The 22819-nt window shown below is 53.7% G+C and carries 14 protein-coding genes; 9 read left to right on the plus strand and 5 right to left on the minus strand.

The window, feature by feature from the left end; all coding sequences use genetic code 11:
* Nucleotides 1-172: 172 nt before the first annotated feature.
* The 4 genes from GEV47_RS18020 to GEV47_RS18035 all read right to left on the minus strand — a co-directional run bounded on the left by GEV47_RS18020 (nt 173) and on the right by GEV47_RS18035 (nt 3189).
* The gene (locus tag GEV47_RS18020) at nt 173-1417 is read right to left on the minus strand and encodes a porin (protein WP_153236192.1); all 1245 of its coding nucleotides are present in this window, start codon (nt 1415-1417) and stop codon (nt 173-175) included.
* 584 nt (nt 1418-2001) lie between these two features.
* Nucleotides 2002-2208: a hypothetical protein gene (locus GEV47_RS18025; protein ID WP_153236193.1), complete on the minus strand. Its 207-nt coding sequence runs from the start codon at nt 2206-2208 to the stop codon at nt 2002-2004.
* A 20-nt stretch (nt 2209-2228) separates the two neighbouring features.
* Entirely contained in the window at nt 2229-2489 is a 261-nt protein-coding gene (locus GEV47_RS18030; protein WP_153236194.1) for a hypothetical protein, read from the minus strand.
* Between the two features lie 169 nt (nt 2490-2658).
* A complete protein-coding gene (locus tag GEV47_RS18035) occupies nt 2659-3189 on the minus strand; it encodes a nucleoside 2-deoxyribosyltransferase (protein WP_322741697.1) in 531 nt (176 codons plus the stop codon).
* A gap of 99 nt (nt 3190-3288) precedes the next feature.
* Between GEV47_RS18035 and GEV47_RS18040 the strand changes: the two genes are divergently transcribed.
* A complete protein-coding gene (locus GEV47_RS18040) occupies nt 3289-3471 on the plus strand; it encodes a hypothetical protein (protein WP_153236196.1) in 183 nt (60 codons plus the stop codon).
* Nucleotides 3472-3567: 96 nt separating this feature from the next.
* Here GEV47_RS18040 and GEV47_RS18045 read toward each other — a convergent pair whose 3' ends face one another.
* Nucleotides 3568-3831 (minus strand): hypothetical protein, encoded by a 264-nt coding sequence (locus tag GEV47_RS18045; protein ID WP_228124797.1) that lies wholly within the window; start codon nt 3829-3831, stop codon nt 3568-3570.
* Nucleotides 3832-4018: 187 nt separating this feature from the next.
* On the opposite strand from GEV47_RS18045, the gene GEV47_RS18050 reads away from it, so the two are divergent.
* The 8 genes from GEV47_RS18050 to GEV47_RS18085 all read left to right on the plus strand — a co-directional run bounded on the left by GEV47_RS18050 (nt 4019) and on the right by GEV47_RS18085 (nt 22814).
* Entirely contained in the window at nt 4019-4876 is an 858-nt protein-coding gene (locus GEV47_RS18050; RefSeq protein ID WP_194270709.1) for an IclR family transcriptional regulator, read from the plus strand.
* Between the two features lie 50 nt (nt 4877-4926).
* On the plus strand, nt 4927-6222 hold the full coding sequence (locus GEV47_RS18055) for an MFS transporter (protein ID WP_153236199.1): 1296 nt from the start codon (nt 4927-4929) through the stop codon (nt 6220-6222).
* Between the two features lie 15 nt (nt 6223-6237).
* Nucleotides 6238-7266 carry a ketopantoate reductase family protein gene (locus GEV47_RS18060; protein ID WP_153236200.1) on the plus strand — a complete coding sequence of 343 codons (1029 nt, stop codon included), beginning with the start codon at nt 6238-6240 and terminating at the stop codon, nt 7264-7266.
* Nucleotides 7263-8015 (plus strand): SDR family NAD(P)-dependent oxidoreductase, encoded by a 753-nt coding sequence (locus GEV47_RS18065; protein WP_153236201.1) that lies wholly within the window; start codon nt 7263-7265, stop codon nt 8013-8015. Before GEV47_RS18060 ends, GEV47_RS18065 begins: the two co-directional genes overlap by 4 nt.
* A gap of 11 nt (nt 8016-8026) precedes the next feature.
* The gene (locus tag GEV47_RS18070) at nt 8027-8929 is read left to right on the plus strand and encodes a polysaccharide deacetylase family protein (RefSeq protein ID WP_153236202.1); all 903 of its coding nucleotides are present in this window, start codon (nt 8027-8029) and stop codon (nt 8927-8929) included.
* Between the two features lie 41 nt (nt 8930-8970).
* Nucleotides 8971-10104: a M20 family metallopeptidase gene (locus GEV47_RS18075; RefSeq protein ID WP_153236203.1), complete on the plus strand. Its 1134-nt coding sequence runs from the start codon at nt 8971-8973 to the stop codon at nt 10102-10104.
* 628 nt (nt 10105-10732) lie between these two features.
* Nucleotides 10733-12547 carry a ShlB/FhaC/HecB family hemolysin secretion/activation protein gene (locus GEV47_RS18080; protein WP_228124798.1) on the plus strand — a complete coding sequence of 605 codons (1815 nt, stop codon included), beginning with the start codon at nt 10733-10735 and terminating at the stop codon, nt 12545-12547.
* A gap of 49 nt (nt 12548-12596) precedes the next feature.
* Nucleotides 12597-22814 carry a two-partner secretion domain-containing protein gene (locus tag GEV47_RS18085; protein WP_153236205.1) on the plus strand — a complete coding sequence of 3406 codons (10218 nt, stop codon included), beginning with the start codon at nt 12597-12599 and terminating at the stop codon, nt 22812-22814.
* Nucleotides 22815-22819 lie beyond the last annotated feature (5 nt).

A 22819-nucleotide genomic window follows, 5' to 3' on the forward strand; every position in this document is an offset into this window, starting at 1 on the left:
CTTATGAAGTCTCACAATGCGTCACCCTCAAATTTCGCCTACCAAGTTATCGATCGAGCGCTTACCTGCCGTCATGGCAAGAACCGGAAGAAGTCGCCCTTCTATCTATCTCGATATGAAGAAGGGGATATTTCCACAATGCTTTAAAGTTGGCGTCCGGGCTGTTGGCTGGTTATCTAGCGACATTGATGCGTGGATAGAAAGCCGTGTTCAGGCTGTCCTTGGCGATATATTTAGCGATCTGATTAGCAACACTAGATTTCCCAACTTCGAGCACGGCGCGGCAGAGGTCAGCAACGCAAGCGGAAGATTCAGTGCAGGTATATGGCCATCCTGTGGCATCTACGACACGACGAACCAATTTGTTCCATACATCAGACTCCGAGCCGGCATCTATCATTTCAAGTGAAGGAGTAGTTGGTGCAAGTTGCCAGCCTTCGAGGGCGCGACGGACGTCGTCCATGCCTTCTTGATAGGCGTTCGCCAATGCTTCCCCGTTATAGATTTCAATCGGGCGATAGCGGAAGCTAGCCTCCGCGTTGTTGAATATGGCCGTGCCCGTGTAGTGCTGCGCATCTGGACCAGAACTCGTATCGCCCATGTTGCTAAAGCGCACATTCGAATAGGTGAGCGCCGCCGTTCCCTTGCCGATCGTGTATGCCGCTGCCGCACCGATCGAGGTATAGCTGCGCGCCGACATGTAACCGCTATACACAGGCGTGACTGTGCCGTTCGCAGTCGCTGCTGTGAGCGCAGTTTGCGAGTTGTTGCCAAAGAAGCTGAGATTGGGATTGCGGGCGGTGATCATCGCAACGCCTAGGCTCAAGGGACCGTTTGCGTAGCCCGAGCCCAACGACCACACCTGGTTGCGCGAGACTTCGCCGGCCACGCCGCCCAGACTGTATACGCCGCCGAACGTGAGGCCGCCAAAGGTCGGACTTGTGTACTTAATAGAGTTGTTGACGCGGTAGCTGTTGTTTAAGTTATCGAGGTCTCCGGGGTGCGCCGAAATGTATCCGCCCCAATTGTCCGCAGCCGCAATCTGGCCGACATAGTCGACCACGGAATCGTATTGACGGCCGAGCGTCACCGAACTGAATTGACCGCTCGTGAGGCCGACATAAGCCTGCCGGCCGAACAGCAAGCCGCCTTGGCCCAGACTGCCATTGTTGACGTTAAAGCCGTTTTCGAGGAAGAAGATCGATTTGAGGCCACCGCCCAAGTCCTCGACACCTAGAAAGATGACCCGGCTTCCGTTATTCACGCCGCTCGACATCATGTACTGATGTGCCCCAGCGGCATTGGTCACATCGTTGATGCCCACGTCGATCACGCCGGCGAGCGTCACGCTGCTTTGCGCGTAAGAGAGTTGGGGTAGGGTCGATACGATCGCAACCGCGAGTAATGTCTTCTTCATCTGGTTCTCCGGGTTTTACAGTTGTGGATGATGCAAAACGGTGCTAATACAGGTGAAGCGTTTTCGGCGTGCGGACGAGCGCACCGATACCGATTGTTTTCACAGGTCGGCAGCCGCGTGCGAATCGACGACCTGACGTCGCGGGTTCAAGAATCAACGGAACCGCACGCGCGGCGCGCAAGCGAGGGGGAAGTGAGCGCTCAGCCAGAACGGCAGAGGGCAATAAACAAGGCGCTATTCAAGTTATGTCTCCATTTTTTTCAGCACTTTACCTGTGGAGATGCTCGCTGACAAAAACCTTTTGACGATAGCAAGTTATACCGCAACGGCATGACTTCAAAATTGACGAGCTTGAATTAAATGTTCGGAGAAAGGTGGACACGGCCGCAATGATTTTCCCTATTCAAAAGCGATCCGCAGGCTGTGCGGTAAGCCCCTCAGGTAGTTCGTTGCTGGCATCCTCAATCAACTCCGGCACGCGCTTGGTGATGTGCCCAATGCCTTGCGGGATGACGAGCCCGAACTCGTTTTGGGGGATCGGCACAAATAGCCTAATAGTAACCAGCTAGAGCATCCTCGACAAATTACCGCGCTTCGTCGAGCAAGGATCTACCCAGAGTTGTGGCGTCAGTCGAAATTCTTTCCAGTTGTAGGGAGTCGCCTAATACAGCATCCAGCTGTGCCGCTGACAGGAGCTCAATCGCCCGCTCGACGATAATCAGTAGAATGCGACGATCCAATGCTCTGAGTTCAAGACACAGTGATTCATCGCAAGAGAGGTGTCTGGTCATACTATTGCATCAGATAACAATTAAGCATGGCCACCAAGAATGGCTGATAACTTTATTCCCAATGGCTCTATCACGGCGCGACGACGCGCGATTTCAGCAGCAGTCCCAACAGAAAACACCTCGCAAGTTAACATTGAGCCGCCACCGACGACAGGCGTCAACAACAATCTTCCCAGATCGATAATGTCGCTATGAATGAGATGATAGGAAGCGCTACCATCGGGTAAAGTTTTTCGGTCAGCAGTGATTTCTTTCGGCCAGATAAATGCTTTGCTACTCACGGTATTTTCCTTTCAGTATCAAAAAGTCGTTCCTGCATGACAGCTACCAAAACCACCACCATTAGTGGCAAATGCACCGCAACCGAATAGGCCGCATCCCGTTAGAAGAAGCGTTACGATCAATATGATGGCGGCTAGCCGGAAGGAGGTGCCGATCTGTTTGTCACTATTATCTTGGTGATACATGGTTTTTTTCATTTTTCTGTTTCGGTTCGGTTCGGTAAAAATCATCTATTGCTTTGATACATGCGCGTGCATCACCAACCACCAGGTGGCACGCGTGCGCCAACATCAGATTAAGCGGTAAACCAAAATTCTCAACGCTATTTCCATCGGGATCAAGATGTGCTGCATTGTATGAAATTTGCTCTATCAAATTGATAGAAGGGACGTTGTAACACCATACGGCCTTACCACGTGCAACCGCATAACCAATCTCGAACACTGTCCCGGAGTCGGGTTCAAGACCGCGGAAATGTGCAACGTTGGCCATGACGATATCTGCAGTATCAATATGTCGTATGTTTTGTAAATAAATTTGTTGCGATAACTCGGCAGCATCGCAATCAATAGGATCACCATCAGCAGGGGAGAGCGGCACAAAACCAGCATTACGACACAACGATTTTAAGCGATCTCGTATTGCCACAAAATCAGGCTTGAAGACATCAGGGCCGGCTAGATAAATAATTTTTGGTATCAATCTACTTTTCCTTGTACAAAAATTTGAAAAATTTAAGTCCTCACTTATAGGCTATCCCTCTCTGCTTAACTAGTATTGCGTAAAAGAGAAATTGACATGACTTATGATGATGCAATTGAACAAATGCAGAGATACGCAACAGTCGTGTGCCACGATCAATCCGAGCAAGATACCGTCAAAGCGTTGACGTTATTGGCATCCAGACTTTCTGACCGGCGCAACGAGGATGAATGTGCATTACTCATATTGATAGGCGGGATATTATGCTGGGTATGGTAAATTATTTGACGTCACACATCCCTATCCAAAAGCTAATCATCACATCCCTGTCTTTTAACAAGGTCTCAGTTGAAAATGGACTTACTCGGCCACTGCTTACTGGGTACCGTCGGTATTTCTTGCCGCTTTTATAATCACTGCACCAGCAGCAAAATCAGCAACATCATCCGCAAATCTCTGGCTGTCTATATAGGCGACTATCCCACCATGCGTCCCAGCGACATGCGCAGCATAAGCAGCAATTTCGATAGTCGCAACATGCAATGAAAGGGATGCCCCTTGTGGCAGAACACTTTGTGAAAGCACACAGTGAAATCCTATTTTTTTCAGTGCCTCTTGGGCATTTTTCAGAATTTCCATGGCTTTGTCGTTATCTACATTTCTGTCCATGCTATTTCTCTATAAAAATTCAGGGGGAAAGGTAATGACACAACCCTCTGACTGGCATTCGCCAGTCAAATTGCTTCCGTGTTTTTTATTTTTCGTCTATCCCCAGTCCGTAATCTCTTCAGCTTGCCTGAAACCACGTACACGCCGGAGATACTTCATGGGAAAACAACAACACGTAGAAAATAATTGTTTACTCTATAAAAAATTAATCTTAGAATCTGCAAAAGTTCACATAAATATACTTGAGTTCACATATATGAACAATGTTCGTTCCATTGAAAGAGTTTTAGACCTCTTTGAGCACTTTGCAAGAAGTCTTGATCCGTTGACTCTTACAGCGGTGGCAGCGCATTTCGACTTACCCAAGAGCAGCGCGTTGGCGATTCTACGAACACTCGTGGATCGAGGCTATGTTGTCAAAAACGACCAAGGCCATTACGCACTGGAAGACACATTCCGGCGGCATGGATTTGGATGGGGCGGGGATCACTTCTCCCGGGCAGTGGCGTTCGCAAAGCCGTTACTGCAGGTCATATGTGACGAAACAGGCGAAAGTGTCATGGTAGGCGCCATGGTTGGAGACGACTCCGTACGTTTGCTTGCACAAGCAGTTTCGCCGCAAATAGTGAGATACGAATCAAGCATTGATGCAATCACTCCCGCATATTGCACAGCAATGGGTCGTGTTCTGCTGGCATTCGGGGACGAAAAGCGTCAGGCCAGAGCGCTGTCAAAACCCAGTTATCCCGTCTACACAACGAAGACCGTAACTAACCCAAAATCAATTCGAGCTTCGATCGTAGAGGCCAGAAAAGATGGCGTGGCAATTGTTGACAGCGAGTATGTCGATGGCGGCGTTGGTATCGCTGTACCAGTATTTGGAGACAACGGAACACCTTTGCTGGCGCTCAACGTCGGCTGTGTTTCGTCGCGCTTTCAAGAGAAAAAAGATCAGATTCTTGAATCACTTAAAAAAGCAGTGCAGTACATCAACCTGAATTTTCCCAACGCATAGGCAATCATGGCATAGCCTATTTTTATTAGTTCCTAATCAGGACCTTCCACATGAACGCTGCAACCCAGTTCGTCCAAACCGTCAACACAACCAAGCGAAAATTTCACAGCAGAAAGCAGTTGGCTGCGGCAATGATCGGAAATATTCTCGAATACTACGATTTTATCGTCTACGCATTTCTCGCCGCGATTATCGCAAGACAATTTTTTCATGCAGACGCGACGGCCGGGCTTTTGGCCAGCTTCGCAGCTTTCGGGGTAGGGTTCCTGGCGAGGCCCCTAGGTGGTCTGGTCATCGGGCGGCTAGCGGATAAATTCGGTCGAAAGGTCGCCCTGCAACTAACGATTTTCGGTATGGCAATGGGCACTGTCGGCATTGGTTTGTTACCGACGTACAAGACCATCGGCATAGCCGCTCCGATCTTGCTCGTCACGTTACGTCTGATCCAAGGATTTGCCGCTGGCGGCGAGTGGGGCAGTGCAACGACGTTCATTGTGGAATCGGCTCCACAATCCCGCCGTGGTTTTTATGGCGCGATGGGACAAACCTCCATCGCGGCCGCATACCTGTTGATTGGTGGTGCAATGACAGGGGTCAATGCGTACTTCACTCCTGATCAGATGGAAAATTTTGGCTGGCGAATTCCATTTTTGCTGGGTGCAGTGCTTCTTCCCGTCGGTATCTATTTGAGAAAAAACGTCGAGGAAACACCAATCTTTGAAAATGCAAAAGAAGAAAAGGAAATCCCGCAGGCCAAGCAAGACAGTCCTCTGAAGATGACCTTATCTGCCTCTGGACTGACGGTTATCTGGACGGTCTCGTACTACCTGGTTCTCTCGTATTTGCCGACATTCCTTACCATGCATGCAGGTCTTACGACACAGCAGTCTATTGCCGCCGGAACTATCGGGGTCGCCTTTCTGGTTGTGCTGACGCCGCTCTTCGGCATTCTGTCTGACCGTATCGGCCGCAAGCCTGTTTTGCTCGCATGCTGTATCGGTTTTGCAGCGCTGTCCTACCCCATGTTCCTTGTTCTTCTCGGTGGTCACGGTGTCGTTGGGGTCACGTGCGTTCTTTTGGTTTTCAATCTCTTCATGGCAGCGTTCTCAGGCGCGGCGCCGGCAGCACTTTGTGAACTCTTTCCGACCAAAAACCGGACTACTCTTCTGTCTGTCGGTTACAGCTTGGCAGTTGCCATTTTTGGTGGCTTTGCCCCGTTTATTTCGACATTCCTGATCGACGTAACCGGAAGTCCAATTTCACCGGCATTTTATCTAATCGGTTGCGCTGTTCTGTCGGGTGCGGTTATTTCGACTTTCCGCGAAACAGTTACCAAAAAACTTTAATAGGATTGTGCAGGTATGAGCGAAGTAAAAGACATATTGGTTTGGGGAGCCGGTGCAATAGGCGGAACGGTCGGCGCATATCTCTCAAGAGCAGGCCTGGATGTCACATTTGTCGACGTCGTCCGTGAGCACGTCGAAGAGATATCAGCGGGACAGGCGGGTCTTCAAATCAGCGGCCCGATAGAAAATTTCTCTGTAAGAAGTCCCGCCTATGTGCCACAGGATCTGAAAGGCAAGTGGAAGAGAATTTTTCTGTCCGTAAAGGCGCAGGATACAGCCGTAGCATGTTCTTTACTTGCTCAGCATCTGACCGACGACGGCTACGTTGTGTCGTTGCAAAATGGTCTTTGTGAGGACGTCATCGCCCGCGCAGTAGGTACAGAAAGGACGATAGGTGCGTTTGTAAATTTCGGGGCGGACTGGTTGGGGCCTGGGCGTATCCAATACTCGAACAGAGCCGCCGTCGTCGTGGGAGAGATGGATGGAAAGATTACCGAGCGTCTGAAATGTCTTCACAAGGATCTGATGCTGTTTGAACCAGATGCGATCCTGAGCGCAGACGTCAGCTCTTATCTCTGGGGAAAACTGGGATATGCTTCTTTGCTGTTTGCCCAGGCTGTTGGCATGTCGGGCATCGCTGACTGTCTGGATCGCCCAGAACTATTGGAACTCTTCCGAAAGCTTGCCGGAGAAGTAATGGCGGTGGCAAAGTCGGTCGGTATCGATCCAAAGGGTTTCAATGGGTTCGATCCGGCTTCATTTTCAGAGAAAGCTACGAAGGAACAAGCCGCTGCCAGTGTGAAGGCTATGGCCGATTTTAATCGGCCAAATGCGAAGACCCATTCAGGAATATGGCGGGACCTGGCTGTTCGCAAGCGAAAGACGGAGGTCGACGCTCAGCTTGGTGCCGTAGTCAGCCAAGGGCGCAAGGCCGACATCGCTTGTCCCACTCTGTCATCGCTTATCTTCATGATTCATGAAATTGAAGAAGGTCGACGCTCCCTGGCGGACAAGAACCTGAATGATTTAGCGGGGACCATATGAATTTGAATTTTTCCGGCAAGACTGTTGCAATAAGCGGCGTGTCGAGTGGTTTTGGTGTGGCAATCACCAAACGCTTTCTCTCTCTGGGTGCGAACGTATTCGGGTGTGATGTTAGTGATACGGCGTTTTCCGATCTGGAACGACTGGGAGCCGTCCTGGCCAGAGTTGATTTGACCAATAGTTCTTCAGCGTCCGCCTGGATTGAAGATGTTGAGAATTCCTCCTCTGGCGTGGTCGACGTCTTGATTAATAACGCGGGAGGTGTTGCGGGACAGACAAAGAAACCAATTGAGCAATTGACGGACGAAGAATGGAGGGTGGTAATAGATATCAATCTTGGATCGACCTTTTCTCTCTGCAGAGCCGTTGTGCCGGGCATGAAGAGAACGCGATCGGGAACGATAGTCAATATAAGTTCCGGCGCCGCCTTGCAAGCATCGATGACCGGGATCCAGGCTTATTGCGCCGCGAAACATGCGGTTTTGGGGCTGACCAGGCAACTGGCACATGAACTGGGGCCATTTGGCATACGTGCCAATACGGTTGCGCCAGGATTCATCGTCACGAATGAAGCCACTCAAAAACAGTGGGATGCCTACGGCCAGGAGAAACAGAAGGTCCTGCTGGAACAAATAGCACTGAGGAGACTGGGTACAGCGGATGAAATAGCCGATGCCGTTCTCTTCTTCGCATCGAACTTGTCCACGTTCATAAATGGTCAGGTCTTGTCCATCGATGGCGGAAAATAAAGGAAATTGAAATGAGCAACGAAAAACAATCGTGGGAATGGACCGAAGAAGAATGGCGAGCCAAGGTAAACATAACGCGTGCCGGCCGCCCGCTAAGACCGACACGCTGGCCAGGTGGCGCTCCTTTTGCAGTGGCGCTTTCTTTTGATAGCGACCATGAGACCAACGAGTTGCGTGATGGTGGGAAATCGATCAGTAGATTGAGTTGGGGTCAATATGGTGCGCGGGTCGGCATGCCGCGTCTTCTTAAATTGCTGGCCCGACATGACGTTCCTGCGAGCTTCTATGTTCCGGCGGTTGCAGCGATGCTGTATCCAGATGAACAGCGGGACGTTATCGCCCGCGGACATGAAATCGGCATTCATGGGTGGATCCATGAATTGAACTCGATTCTTTCCTACGAGGTGGAAAAAGACCTCATGTTGCGATCTGCGGATGCACTGGAGAAAATCACCAAGGTGCGCCCTGTGGGTATCCGGACGCCTTCGTGGGATTTCAGTCCCAATACTCTTCGGATTGTGAAAGAGATGGGTCTGCTGTACGACTCGTCGTTGATGGCAGACGAAGAATGTTATGAGTTGATGCTTGAAGGTGAGCCTACAGGAGTCATTGAGATTCCAGTTGAGTGGATTCGTGACGATGCCGTTTACTTTACGATGAACCGTTTTCAATCGTTACGCCCTTATACGGCCCCGAATGATGTCTTCGATATTTTCAAGCGCGAACTGGACGGGGCAATTGAAGATGGCGGAATATTCCAGCTCACTATGCATCCCCACATCATTACGCCTCGCTCCAGAATTTGGATCCTGGACGAAATCATTCGCTATGCCAAGGATAAGGACGGATGGTTTGCAACCCATGAGGAAATCGCCAGATACGTCTCGCAGGAACCATCTATTCAAGGTGAGTGATCCTGCATTGCTTCTAACAACCGAACTTGAAACAGAACATCATGCCGAAAATTGAAATAACAAACGCGAGTCTGGTTGAGGGAATAACGAGATGGATAGAATGTGAATCTCCATCCCATGATGTCGTAGCGTTGCGAAAGATGGCGGAGATCATTATCGAAGACGCTTTGAACAACATGCTCGATGGCGAAACAGTTTCATTAGGCGAGGAAACCGGCCCGGCCATCATTATCCGGCAAAAAGAGAGTGATCCGTCGGAGGCAGGAATATTGATTCTGGGGCACTACGATACAGTCCATCCCATCGGCGCATTGCGCGAAAACCCTTGTCGACTTGAGGAAGGGAAACTGTATGGGCCCGGAAGCTACGACATGAAGGCCGGTTTGCTTCTCTGTCTTAGTGCCATGGGAAGTCTCGCTAATCGGAAATCGACTGCGCTCCCGATTTCTTTTCTGATTGTTCCCGATGAGGAGACCGGAAGTATTGCCTCCCGTGCTCTCACGGAAAAAATGGCATCGAATTCACGATTCGCATTGGTTGCTGAGCCGGCCAGAGCCAATACCGGATTTTGCGTCACTGCACGAAAAGGGACTGGTCAGATCTCGATGTCGGTGCACGGTTGCGCCGCACATGCCGGGATTGCGCATGAAAAAGGTCGTAGCGCCATCCGCGAGCTCGCGCATCGAATCATCGCGCTGGAGGCAATGACTGACTATGCCAAAGGAACGACAATAAGCGTTGGACATATTGACGGCGGTGGGGCGGTCAATGTCGTGCCGGATCTTGCGAGCCTGGTCGCTGACTACCGGGTTACGGATGTTGATGCCGACGAAGATCTTAAGAGAAAAATTTCTGCCATGCGGCCGTCTGATCCTGATGTCACGATAGAAACGCAAGCTGTGCTGACACGACCGCCGATGCCGCGGACGGCTGCCACAGGAAAGCTGTTGGAGCATGCGCAGCGCATTGGGCAGCAATCTGGATTTGTTCTTGGAGAAGCTCCTCCGACTGGCGGCGGGAGCGATGCCAATTTCACAGCCGCTTTGGGCGTTCCGACGCTAGACGGACTGGGCGCGGACGGTGACGGCGCTCATACTAAAAATGAATTCATATTTGTCGGTACGCTGGTTGCCAGAGCGACCTTTTGGACGGCATTGCTGAAACAACTTCAATAAAATGGATTGCTGAGGCGAGTCTACCCACTTAAGCCGCTGTTCGTTCTAATCCAGACGAAGAACACATTTCGCATAGAATCGGTGGTGCTCCATCGAAATCCAAGGAGTACAACCAGTCTGTAGCGGACTGTCATCAGCGGTACTTGAACCACTGGGGTTGAACGATTGAGGTAATTCAAATGCAGTTTGATCGTGTCAATATCTGAAACGACAATACTTGCGTCTGCACTAATACAGATAAGAGCTGCGTCATGTTACGGCTTCTCCATTAAGGTCCGCTAAATCCAGTCCCCCACGCCTGTGCTGGAGGTTAAATGCACTGCTTTTAACGCAGTGCGCCAAACCACCGAACCTTTAAGCCACGTGGGGTGCACGGGGAAATGGGCTGCATCAACGTGACGCAAAATGACGCATTTTTGAACTGAACCCTTGGACTCGCGCGCGGACATTATTTCCCTGAGGAAATCCGTTGTTTTATCGTTACAAAGCGCTACAAAAAGTTACGAATTTGCAGTATGAAAGGTGAACTTTTGTAAAGTCCAATCGTTGAACATTTTTTAACATTTAAGCCGCTACTACACTTGCCTTCTAGAAAAAAATAACAACAAGGAAGATGGGTGCTATGGGGATGTGGATGCAACTTGGGCGGCGTTTGCCTGCCGTGCTGAAGGGCGTGGGGCTAGCGCTATTGTTGACGGGAGCCATGCGTGAGAGCAGGGCTCAGATGGTGCCGTTGCCTGATCTGGAGGAGTTACGCCGTCTTGACCCCAGTGTGCAAACGCCAGCGAGCGAAGAGCAACGACGCCGTAGTCAAACCGATGCGCAGGAGCGCCAACGGCAACTGCAAGCGCCGAATGTGAGTCTGGAAGAGCTGGCGGCTGCAGAAGCGCTCGATGGTTTGCACCTGCCCAGCGAATCGCCTTGTTTTACGATCCATCAGTTCGCCCTTGAAGTGCCTCCCGCATTGTCGCCCGCCATTCGTGCTCTTGGTGCGAGTGACTTGCCATTCGATCCCTTTCGCTTTGCGCAGGATTATTTACACAAATACGATGGTGCCTGTGTTGGCAAAGTCGGCATAGATCTGATCGTCAAGCGCCTGACCAGTCTGATTTTGCAGCGCGGCTACAGCACCACCCGCATTGGCGTTGCCGAACAGCGTATTGCTGACGGGGTCTTGACACTCGTGCTGGTTCCCGGGGTGATCCGTGCGATCCGTTTTTCTGATCCAACGCTGTACGGCACCTGGCGTAGCGCTTTTCCTACCGGACCCGGTAAGTTACTCAACCTGCGCGATCTGGAGCAGGGGTTAGAGCAAATGAAGCGTATCCCTAGTCAGGAAGTGGAGATGCAAATCGTGCCCGGCGACACCCCCGGTGAGAGCGATGTGGTGATTCAGGTGAAGCGCACCAAACCTTGGAAATTGACCGGCACCTTCGATAATAGTGGTGCTAAAGGCACTGGCAAGCTGCAAGCAGGAGTCAATGTCGCCCTGGATAACCCGCTGGGCTTGAACGACCTGTTCAACGTCGGCATTAACACCGATGCTGATCGCAAAGGTAGCCAGCACGGCACCAGTGGTAACAATGTGTATTACGCGATTCCTGCCGGCTATTGGAATGTCGCGCTCTCGGCCAGTTCCTATAATTATCACCAACAGGTAGCGGGAGCCAATCAGACCTTCGTTTCCAGCGGCAAATCAGATAACCTGGAATTCAAAATTACCCAATTGTTCCAGCGCGATCAATTACAAAAAAATAGCTGGCAATTGCGAGTGGGTAAGCGCTGGAACCATGCCTATATCGAAGATACCGAAATCGCTGCACAGGATTTCAATACCACGTTTGCCGAGCTGGCCTGGGTGCACACACACTACATCGGTAACGCGCAACTCGATCTGACGGTGGCGCAGAAATGGGGTGTCAACTGGCTCAATGGGCAAACCTATGCCAGGAACGTATTGGGGCAAGAAGACCCGACCAGCAACAATTTGCACTATAGCTTGCAGACCGTGGATGCCACCTTCAGTTTGCCATTCCAACTCGCCAGTCAAGCACTGACCTATACCGGTACTTTCCACGGACAAGCCACCCGTTCGGCGTTGTATCTGACGGATCAATTGAGCTTCGGTAATCGCTATACCGTGCGCGGCTTCGATGGCGAGCTGACCTTAGCGGGCGATAGCGGTTTTTATGTGCGTAATGAATTGAAACTGCCGCTTGCCAAGAGCGGCCAGTCGGTCTATGTCGGTTTGGATTTCGGGCAGGTGTACGGCCCTGGGGTAGCTGAGCTTTTGGGTAACAAGCTGGCTGGCGCGACGCTCGGTGTGCGCGGTGGTTTGTACGGCTTGAGCTATGACGTGTTTTCCAGTTGGGCGCTGTATAAGCCGCAAGGTTTTAAGACCGCCACACCGGCTGTCGGTTTCAATCTGAGCTACCAATATTAATCCCTGTGTTCATCCCTGAATCGCCCTTACTTGCACTGGAATACGAACAATGAATAAGAACAATTTCCGCGTTATTTTTAATAAAAGCCGTGGCATGTTGATGGCGGTAGCGGAAAACATTGCGAGTCAAGGTAAGGTAACTGGGGCTGGTAGCGCATCAACCTCCACTTCAACCAGAACTTCGCGAATGCGCTTAGTGCATCTGGGTGTGGTGATTGCCGCCCTGTTCGGTGGGGTAACCATCGTGTCGGCGCAGATCGTGGCCGATCCGAATGCAGGCAGCCATAAACCTGGCATCTCGACGACCGCCAATGGGATGCCACTGGTCAATATCACGACACCCAATAGTTCTGGCCTCAGTGTCAATCAGTACAACCAATTCTCCATCGGCGCTGCCGGTGCGATACTGAACAACGCGCCGACCAGCGTGCAGACCCAGCAGGCCGGCTGGGTGCCGGGGAATGCGAATCTGACCCCAGGCAATAGCGCTCGCATTATTTTGAATCAGGTGACGGGCACCAGTGTCTCGCAACTGAACGGCACGATCGAAGTGGCAGGCCAGCGGGCCGATGTGATCATCGCCAATCCGAACGGGTTGAGTGTCAATGGCGGCGGTTTTATCAATACGTCGCGCGCTGTCCTGACGACCGGTACGCCGGTGTTAAATAGCGATGGCAGTCTGAACGGCTTTCAGGTGACTGGCGGCGCTATCGAGATCGGTGCTAACGGTCTGAATGGCACAGTGCCGGATCAGGTCGATCTGATCGCCCGCAGTGTCGCCGTCAATGGGCAATTGCAGGCCAATGCGCTCAATGTCATCACCGGTGCCAACCAGGTCAATTATGCGGATCTGGGCGTAACCGTGATTGCTGGCGACAATAACAAACCGACGGTGAGCATCGACGTGGCGCAACTGGGCGGCATGTTTGCCAATAAAATTAAGCTGGTCGGCACCGAAGCCGGCGTGGGCGTGGTCAGTTTAGGCACGATTGCCAGCGGCGCAGGCGACCTGAATATCGATAGTCAAGGTCAGATCACCTTAAATGGACCAACTAATGCCAGCGGTGCAATCCACATTGCCGGTAACGATGGCATTACCAATACGGGCACGCTCTACAGCGGTCAAAGCACGCAGTTGACTAGCGCAGGACAGATCGCCAATAGCGGCACGATCGCCGCGCAAAGTGATTTGTTGTTGTCCTCGGGATCGATTAATTCAACCGGCGTATTGGGCGCAGGTATTGATGCGAACAGCCATGCCACTCAGGCGGGAAACCTTGCCCTGATTGCCACCGGAGCGATTAGCGCCACGGGGCAGAATACGGCGGCGACCAGCATTGCTATGGATGCCGGCACTAGCCTGATTCTGGCGCATGGACAAACCAACGCCGGGGGTAATATTAATGCTGTAGCGCAGGCTGGCAACATGGATTTGACCGGCGCCACGCTGCAGGCAGCAGGCAGCATCGCGATGAGCAGTAGCGGCGCTTTAATCAATGATCAGGGTAGTATCAATGGTGCACAACTGGCGACCAACTCGGCCAGTTTGTCCAATGTTGGCGGTGTGATCACGCAGTCCGGGCTAGGGGCCACCAGCATCACGACCACGGGTGCGTTGAATAATCAAGCGGGGGTGATCACCACCAATGCCCAGAACCTGACCATTGCTGCCGGCAGTCTGGATAATAGCGGCGGTCAAATCAATCACGCGGGAACAGGTACTGCCACCATTGTGAGTGGTGCACTGACCAATGCGCAAGGCACGATAGCCAGCAACGGCCAGGTCGCTATGACGGCGTCTAGCCTGAATAATCAGAATGGTAAAGTTACCGCGGTCGGTAGTGAGAATGTCGATGTTTCCGGTGCGGTGTCGAATAATCAGGGAACAATGCAATCGGGCGGGGCGTTGGCGCTCACTGGCGGCAGTATCGACAATACCGCAGGGTCGATTAAATCGCTCAATACCGATGGCTTGACGCTCACCGCCAGCGGCCAGCTCACCAATGCGGCTACCGGCATCATCGGCGGCAACGGCAACGTCAATGTATCGGCCGGATCACTGACCAACAGCGGTACCATATCCGCGGCACAGAATCTGACGGTGGCTAGCACACAGGCACTGAACAATACTGCCGGGACGTTGGCTGCCGGCGGCGTACTGACCGGTACTGCCGGGACGACGTTGACCAACAATGGCGGTACGATTGCGGCCAGTCAAGTTAATCTGCATGCGCACGACATCGTCAACCAATCCGGGTTGATGTCGCAAACCGGCACGGCGGCGATGACGTTGCAAGCGGTCGGCGCACTGGATAATACCCACGGCACCGTGCAAAGCAATGCGAGCAATCTGACGATAGCCAGCGGCAGTCTGACGAACGACAGCGGTACCATCTCGCAGGCCGCTACCGGCACGTTGACCATCAACACCGGGGCGCTGTCGAATCAACAGGGCACCATCGCCACCAACGGTGCCGCCAACATCACAGCCGGCGCGACGACCAATAGCGGGTCGATCACGACGCAGCAGACCCTGAATCTGACGACCACTTCTCTGAACAACAATGGTGGAACATTGGCGTCGAACGGCGCCATGACGGTCAATGCCGGCTCGCAACTGACTAATAGCGGCGGCAAGATACAGGCAGGTTCTACGACGAGTCCGAGCAGTGTAACGGTCACGGCTACTACCCTCGACAATAGCGGCGGTGTGCTGGGGGCCGGCACCATCGATCTGGAGGCCACTAATCTCACCAATGCGGCCGGTCAAATCCTCCAGAACAACAGCAACGGCACGGCAGCTATCAATGTGTCGCAGCTGCTCGACAATAGCAACGGCATGATAGGCGTGCTGGCGCATGATCTGACGCTGACATCGGCAGCATTGAATAACGACGATGGTTCGGTGGCCCATATGGGGACCGGTACCTTGAGCGTTCAGACCGGCGCCCTGTCGAACAACGGCGGTGTGTTAGGCACCAATGGCACCGGCATCATCACAGCGGCCTCGGTCGTCAACCAGGGCGGCAAACTGACTGCCGTCGGCAATGAATCGGTCACCAGCACTGCCGCTATCGACAACAGCCAGAGCGGCTATATCGGTGGTGCGGCAGTGACGGTGAATGCAACGGCCGGGCAAGTCAATAATCAGGGCGGCACTATTGAAGGGGCGAATTCTGGCGCCACTATCAACGCGCAGTCGGTCAATAACGCCGCCGGTAAAATCCAAAATCTGGGCAATGGTGCTGTCACGGTAAACGCCAGTCAGATACTGGACAACGACGCCGGCAGTATCAGTGGCAAGGGCAGTGTGACAGCCGCCGCTGGCAGCATCAGCAATATCACCGGTGCCATCGGTGCGCAAGGCGATTTGACGGTCTCCTCCAGCAGCACATTGGACAATACCAATGGCGCAATCGAAGCCATGGGCAACGTTGCCGCGACGGCGCAGGGCGCATTGAGCAACGTCGACGGCAAGATCGAAGCGTTGGGCAGTACCAGTTTATTGCAGGCGAGTGGCAGCACGCTGGATAACACGAACGGTAAAATCATCAATGTCGGCACTGGCCAGACCACCATCACCGGCACCACTAGCATCACCAATGCGAATGCATCGGCCGTCACCGGCGCCGGTCTGATCGGCGGCGCGGGCGACGTCAGCATCAATACGTCGGCACTATCGAATGTACAAGGCGGTCATATCGTCGCCGGCGGCGCGTTAGCACTGAACGCCACCAACAGCGTCGACAACAGCGCCGGTCAACTGACGGCCACCGGTGCGTTGACGATGAATCAGGCCGGCGCCACACTGACCAACGTCGGCGGCGGTATCAGTGGCGGCAGCGTTGCCTTGACCACCGCCAGTATCGACAATAGCAACGGCAGCATTGCCAATCCGGCAGGCTCCGGTGGCGGGGTGGCGATCACCACCGGCACCCTGACCAATACTGGCGGTGCCATCGGCAGCGATGTCGATCTGAATCTCACCGCCAACACCTTAGTGGGTGACGGCACCATCGTCGCCGGTCGTGACGGTAATGTCAGCTTGCAAGGGGACTATACCTATGATGCCGGTAACCAGATCACGGCCAATCGCAATCTGACGTTGTCGACTACTGGCACCTTGACCAACACGGCGACGTTAGCTGCTGCAGGCAACCTCACCGTCAACGCCGCTAATGTGGTCAATCAGGCCGGGGCGGACATCGCCTCCGGCAATCCGGGTGATTTGACCACCGGCACCACCACTGTCAATGCGGTTTCTGGCAGCATCACCAATAGCGGTCGTATTGAAGGCAATAACGTCAATACCAGCAGCAATGTGCTCAGCAATACCGGCACATTGATCGGCAATGCCGTGACGGTCAATGCCGCGACATTGACCAATGACGGTGCCGCAGCGATCATCGCTGGCGTGAATCAAGTTAATCTGTGGGTCACTGGCACGGTCAACAATCAAAACGGCGCCACGCTCTACAGTCTGGGCGATGTGAACATGGCCGCCAATGGCGCCAAAGATGGCAACGGTTACCTGCTCAATCAGACCGGCACCATTAATAATTTGTCGTCCACGATTGAGGCTGACGGCACCTTGAATGTGGCGGCCAATCAGATCAACAACGTGCGGCAGAATGTGACGGTCAACACGGTGACGACCTCGGATACGACCAGCACCTTGACCACACCATCGTGGTGGTCGTCCATGCGGCCATCACCGCCGTCGGGTGGCAATCCATTAAGTAATTCAAATACGCGTATTCAGGATGCCTACTATGTCAATCCGGCGTCCATCGTCTCGACGACACCGATGGTAACGCCCGATGGTTACCTGATCTACGCCGTGGTGGTCAATCTGACGCCGACCGATTCGGCCTTTCAATGGCTGCAAAGCGATTTGACTAAGCCACTGGGCAATGGCGGCGCCGATATCAAGTATGGCGGCCAGTCACGTATCACGCCAACGGCAGGGACGCAGACCATTTATGTGACGGCGATGGCGGCGAATCAGAGCAACCCGGATCAGACCACAGGCGGCAATGCGTGGTCGCAATACAGCAATGACGTGATTGAAAACACGGTCAGTACGATCAGCTATTCGAATCAATATGGCAGTTGCACCACTAATTGCGTGCGCTTGCAAACGGTGCAAGGTTACACCAATCCGAGCACGATGATAGACGCGGACACCTTGCGGGCGCAGGCCGATTTCCCCGGCAGTTACCCGGTCGAGGTAGAGCGCATCGCCCATCAGGTAGTGACAGAAACGCAGCTGGCCGCCAGCAGCGGCGCAGCGGCCCAGATCACCTCCGGCGGCGCGATGCACATCGCCATCGGCACGCAGTTAAATAACGACAATGGGCAAATTGCCGCCGGTGGCAACTTGACCATCGATGGCGTAGCGTCGACCGATGGCAGCAACAATAGCAAGATCGTCAATACATCGACCCAATTAACCCGCACCTATACGTCGGCTAACCAGAGCGGCTTCGGTAGTGCCGACGCGGCAGGATCATTGCCGGTGCAGTGGGTCTCCTGGAGCAACACGCCGATCACCCAAAACATCGGCAGCGTCGGCGGCACCATTACCAGTAACGCCGCGGTGTCGATTAACGGCGGCCAGATCAGCAATACCAGTGTCAACGCCTCGACCCGACCGATAGGAGCGAGCGCGGCCTCACTGGGATTGGGCGACGGCATCGCGCCACTGGGGCTGGCGACCGACAACACCATCAGTGGTGTGCCCACCGGGAACCAGAACGGCGTCAATGGTGTGAATGCCGTGAACGGCAGCGGCAGCACCAGTGTGCCGGGTGCCGCCCGCGTGGTCGATGGTGCTCGCGCCGGTCTGGTCAACACCGTGTTGCCGACCAATGGTTTGTACTCTGTCCATCCGCAACCGAATCAGCCGTATCTGATCGCCACCGATCCGCGCTTTACGCAATACGGCAATTTCATTTCCAGTGATTATATGTTGGGTCTGTTGGGCATCAATCCGGCCACGACGGAGAAGCGGTTGGGTGACGGCTTCTATGAAGAAAAATTGGTGTCCGATCAGGTCACCAATCTGACCGGCATGCGCTATCTGAATGGCTATGCCAATGCGGAAGACGAATATAAAGCGCTGATGACCAACGGTGCACAATATGCCCAGCAATTTAATATGGTACCCGGCATGGCGCTCAGTGATGCGCAGATGGCGGCGTTGACCACCGATATCGTCTGGTTAGTCAATCAGACTGTCACCCTGCCGGATGGCAGCACACAGACGGTGTTGGTGCCGCAAGTGTATCTGGCGAAGAACATGGATTTAAGCCCGACCGGTGCGTTAATTGCCGGTAATACGGTGGCGATCCAGGGCACTGATATCAGTAATGCCGGCGGTACCATGTCCGGTACCCAGCAATTATTGCTGGCGGCCGATCATGACATCAGCAACCTCGGCGGCACCATTTCCGGCGGCAATGTTGGGCTGTTTGCCGGTAACAATATTGTAAATCAATCGGCCACTAACACCGCGATCACCAATTTCGGCAATAACGTCTCGACCATTACTGCGGTCGGTGCAGTGGGCAATATTGCGGCGACCAATAATCTGATCATGTCGGCTGGGAACAACTTGAGCATCGTCGGGGCACAGGTCAACGCTGGCGGCAATGCGATGCTGGCGGCGGGTAATGCGATTAACGTGGGCACGGTAGCAACCGGTACGCAGATTGTAACGGCGGTCGGCAACAGCCATACCGACACCCAATCTACCCACGCGGTGGGCAGTGTAATCAATGCCGGTGGCACACTGGGCGTAGTGAGCGGCGGTGATCTCACCGTGACTGGCAGCAATCTGTCGTCAGGGCAGGATATGCTGGTCGCCGCTGGTGGCAATCTGACGATTCAGAATGCTGTCGACGGCAGCAGTACCCATCTGGACGGCCAGGGTAGCGCCAATGGTCATAGCGGTTCGCAAGTCATCGATGCGCATAGCCAGAGCGCCGTCGGCAGCAGTTTAACGGGTGGTGGCAATGTGACCGTACTGGCTGGTGCGCAGCAAGATGCGGCGGGCAATATGGTCTTAGTCAAAGGTGCGCCAGCCAAAGATGTAACACTGACGGCCAGCACCATCACTGCCGGCAACAATGCCGATGGTCAAGGCAATGCGACCTTAGGCGCGACTGGCAACGTGACTGAAGGCGTAGCCATGTTGCATAATGATTTCAGCCAGGACGACCAGGGCAGTCATAAAAGCTTACTCTCTAGTGGCACCAATATTGACGTCACCACCATGTCGGCCAATGTCGCGCAGGGCAGTACCATCTCTGGCAATGCGGTGCAAGTGACGGCGGGTAACGATATCACGGTGCGCGGCAGCGGCATTGCGGCGACCAATGACTTGAACATGAACGCTGGCGGCAATGTCAATATTCTGGCCTCGCAAAGCACAGAAACCGATACGGCGTTGCACCAGTCGACCAAATCGGGCTTGATGAGCAGTGGCGGTATCGGCTTTACGGTCGGTAACCGTTCGCAGGACGCGACCCAGACCAGTAGTTCGGTGACCAACAACAGCAGTACCGTGGGTAGTATCAGCGGTAACGTCAATATCACCGCGGGCAATACCTATAACCAGAGCGGCAGCAATGTCATTGCGATGCAAGGCGACATCGGCGTCACCGCACAAAAGATCAACGTCACGGCGGTCAATGACACCAGCAGTGCGGCCCAGACCAGCGCCTATCAACAGAGCGGTCTGACATTGGCCGTTTCTGCGCCGGTGATTTCGGCGGTGCAGGGTATACAAAGCATGGCGTCGGCTTCCAGTAAAACCGACGACACCCGCATGAAAGTGCTCGCTGGTGCGGCGGCGGCATCGACTGCTTACAACGCTTACAGCTCTGCTGCGGCGGGAGCGGCCGCAGGCAAAAGCCCTGCCACTGGCGTGACGATTAGCTTAACGGTCGGTTCTTCCAGCAGCAACAGTCAAAGTACGCAAAGCAGCAGCACGGTGGTCGGCTCCAACGTCAAAGCCGGTGGCAATGTCACGATGACGGCCACCGGTGCGGGGCAAGCGAGCAACATCGATGTCATCGGCAGCAACATCAGTGCCGGCCAAAATGCGTTGCTCAAAGCCGATGGCGACATCAACCTGCAAGCGGCGCAAAGTACCGACACACAGCAATCGACTAGTTCCTCAAAAAGCGGCGCAATCGGCGTGGCGGCGACGTATGGGCAAAACGGCTGGGCCTTCGGCATTACCGCCAGTGCTTCCGGCAGTCGTGGCACCGGCAATGGTGCCGATGTAACCAATGTCAACAGCAACGTCTCTGCCGGCAATACGTTGGTACTGTCGTCCGGTCATGACACCAATCTCCAGGGCGCGGTAGCCAGCGGCAATCAGGTGTTTGCCAATGTCGGCACCAGCGGCCAGGGCAACCTGAACATCCAGAGTCTGCAAGACACCAGTACCTATACCAGCAAAGACCAAAGCATAGGTGGCACCGTCACCATTGGCTATGGTGCGTCCGGCAGCGTCAATGCCAGCCAGAGCAAGGTCAATGGCAATTACGCCAGCGTCGGGCAGCAGTCCGGCATCAAGGCTGGCGACGGTGGCTTTATTGTGAACGTCAACGGCAATACCGATCTGCAAGGCGGCGTGATTGCCAGCACGGCGACGCCGGACAAGAATCTGCTGGTGACGCAAACACTCACGCAAAGCAATATCGTCAACAACAGCAGTTATAGCGCCAGCAGCGAGACGGTGGGTGGCGGCTACGGCGTTAGCAGCGGCGGTAGTTCGGCCTCGCAGAGTCCCAATATTATGGCGATTCAGCAAGGTGGGCAAGGCAGTTCGGCCGGCGTGAGCAGCAAGAGCGGCAGCAGCACCGGTACCAGCTACGGCGGTGTCAGTGCCGGTAGTGTGATCATTAGCAATGACCAGAAGCAGCAGCAGTTGACAGGGCAAACGGCAGCGCAAGCGGTTGCCGCCGTCAACAACAATGTTGGCGTGACCAATGCCGGTTCGATTTCCAAGGATTGGAATGGGCAGCAACTCAACAGTCAGGTAACGGCGAATGCGCAGATTGTGGCAGCGTTTGGGCAGCAGGCAGCATTGGATGTAGGGAACTATGCGGATAGTCAAGTGAAAGCATTAAATACTGCGATCACGACAGCGACACAGAATGGTGATCTGGATCAGGTTGCCGCATTACAGGCACAGGAATCGCTTTGGGTAGAAGGGGGCGTTTATCGTGATGCGTTGCATACAGCATTGGCTGCGTTAGGCGGTGGTGTATCCGGTGCTGCTGGTGCCTTGGTATCGGCGGCATCGATGCCGACCATTGCAGCGGCTATTGATAATATGGGCTTGCCTGATTCGGTCAGTAAAGGATTAGAGCAGGTGGTGTCAACAGCACTGGGTGCTGCTGTGGGTGGCGGTGCAGGGGCGGCAGCGGGGTTGAGTGTGGAGGCGAACAATCGGCAGTTGGATCCCAATGATCGTCAGTGGGCACAAAACAATGCCGATGCATTCGCGCAATATTATAAAAATCAAACGGGACAGGCTATCAGCGTCGATCAGGCGCAGAACATATTGTTAGGAGATGGTTACAGGATGGTGGATGCGGCTGCCAACCAAGGACCAGGAGTACTTGGCCCGGCTGGTGATGCGCTTGCGGTATCGTTTATTGCACAAAATGCTGTTCCTCTAGGGCTGTTTCAAGCCACTGCTGCACAGTACAATAATCCTGGACAACTAGGTGGGCCGTTGACACCAGAGCAGGCTGCACTTCCTGCTTCGACTCCCCACCCTTTAGTTGGGCTTGGCGTAATGGCAGGAATTGCGGGTGGCTTGGCGGTTGCAGGGACTGGCGCAGTCGCTGGAGTAGTACAACTTGGAACGGATGCGTATTCGGCTTACAAGGCTGCAGCGGCTGCGTATTCGATGGGGACTGCTTTGGGAACGGGTGCTGCAGTTTCAGGAGGATTTTATATACTTGGGGCTGGTGCCGGGGCTGTTGAGGATTACTACGCAACCGGTCAAAATATTGGAACAGGATTTGACCAGCGCTTCTCTTATACAGGACTGGCAGCAGCGATGACAGTAGGGGGATTAACAGGTATGTATACTACTTCGATGTTTAGTTGGGCGGGAGTTCCAAATGCATTAGGTAACTGGGCGACAGTGCCGGGATTCGTCATCCGTGTTAATAGTACGGCATTTGGTCAGGTCGCTGGTAAAGCGGCACAGGGCGCAGTCAAATCATCTACTAATAAATAAACGGG

Source organism: Glaciimonas soli (genome assembly GCF_009497155.1).
In the GTDB taxonomy this organism is placed as follows: domain Bacteria; phylum Pseudomonadota; class Gammaproteobacteria; order Burkholderiales; family Burkholderiaceae_D; genus Glaciimonas; species Glaciimonas soli.

Excerpts from the sequence above, each read along its gene's own strand:
- GEV47_RS18020 (WP_153236192.1), bottom strand. The coding sequence starts at position 1,417 with ATGAAGAAGACATTACTCGCGGTTGCGATCGTATCGACCCTACCCCAA.
- GEV47_RS18025 (WP_153236193.1), bottom strand. The coding sequence starts at position 2,208 with ATGACCAGACACCTCTCTTGCGATGAATCACTGTGTCTTGAACTCAGA.
- GEV47_RS18040 (WP_153236196.1), top strand. The coding sequence starts at position 3,289 with ATGACTTATGATGATGCAATTGAACAAATGCAGAGATACGCAACAGTC.
- GEV47_RS18045 (WP_228124797.1), bottom strand. The coding sequence starts at position 3,831 with ATGGAAATTCTGAAAAATGCCCAAGAGGCACTGAAAAAAATAGGATTT.
- GEV47_RS18050 (WP_194270709.1), top strand. The coding sequence starts at position 4,019 with ATGGGAAAACAACAACACGTAGAAAATAATTGTTTACTCTATAAAAAA.
- GEV47_RS18055 (WP_153236199.1), top strand. The coding sequence starts at position 4,927 with ATGAACGCTGCAACCCAGTTCGTCCAAACCGTCAACACAACCAAGCGA.
- GEV47_RS18060 (WP_153236200.1), top strand. The coding sequence starts at position 6,238 with ATGAGCGAAGTAAAAGACATATTGGTTTGGGGAGCCGGTGCAATAGGC.
- GEV47_RS18065 (WP_153236201.1), top strand. The coding sequence starts at position 7,263 with ATGAATTTGAATTTTTCCGGCAAGACTGTTGCAATAAGCGGCGTGTCG.
- GEV47_RS18070 (WP_153236202.1), top strand. The coding sequence starts at position 8,027 with ATGAGCAACGAAAAACAATCGTGGGAATGGACCGAAGAAGAATGGCGA.
- GEV47_RS18075 (WP_153236203.1), top strand. The coding sequence starts at position 8,971 with ATGCCGAAAATTGAAATAACAAACGCGAGTCTGGTTGAGGGAATAACG.
- GEV47_RS18080 (WP_228124798.1), top strand. The coding sequence starts at position 10,733 with ATGTGGATGCAACTTGGGCGGCGTTTGCCTGCCGTGCTGAAGGGCGTG.
- GEV47_RS18085 (WP_153236205.1), top strand. The coding sequence starts at position 12,597 with ATGAATAAGAACAATTTCCGCGTTATTTTTAATAAAAGCCGTGGCATG.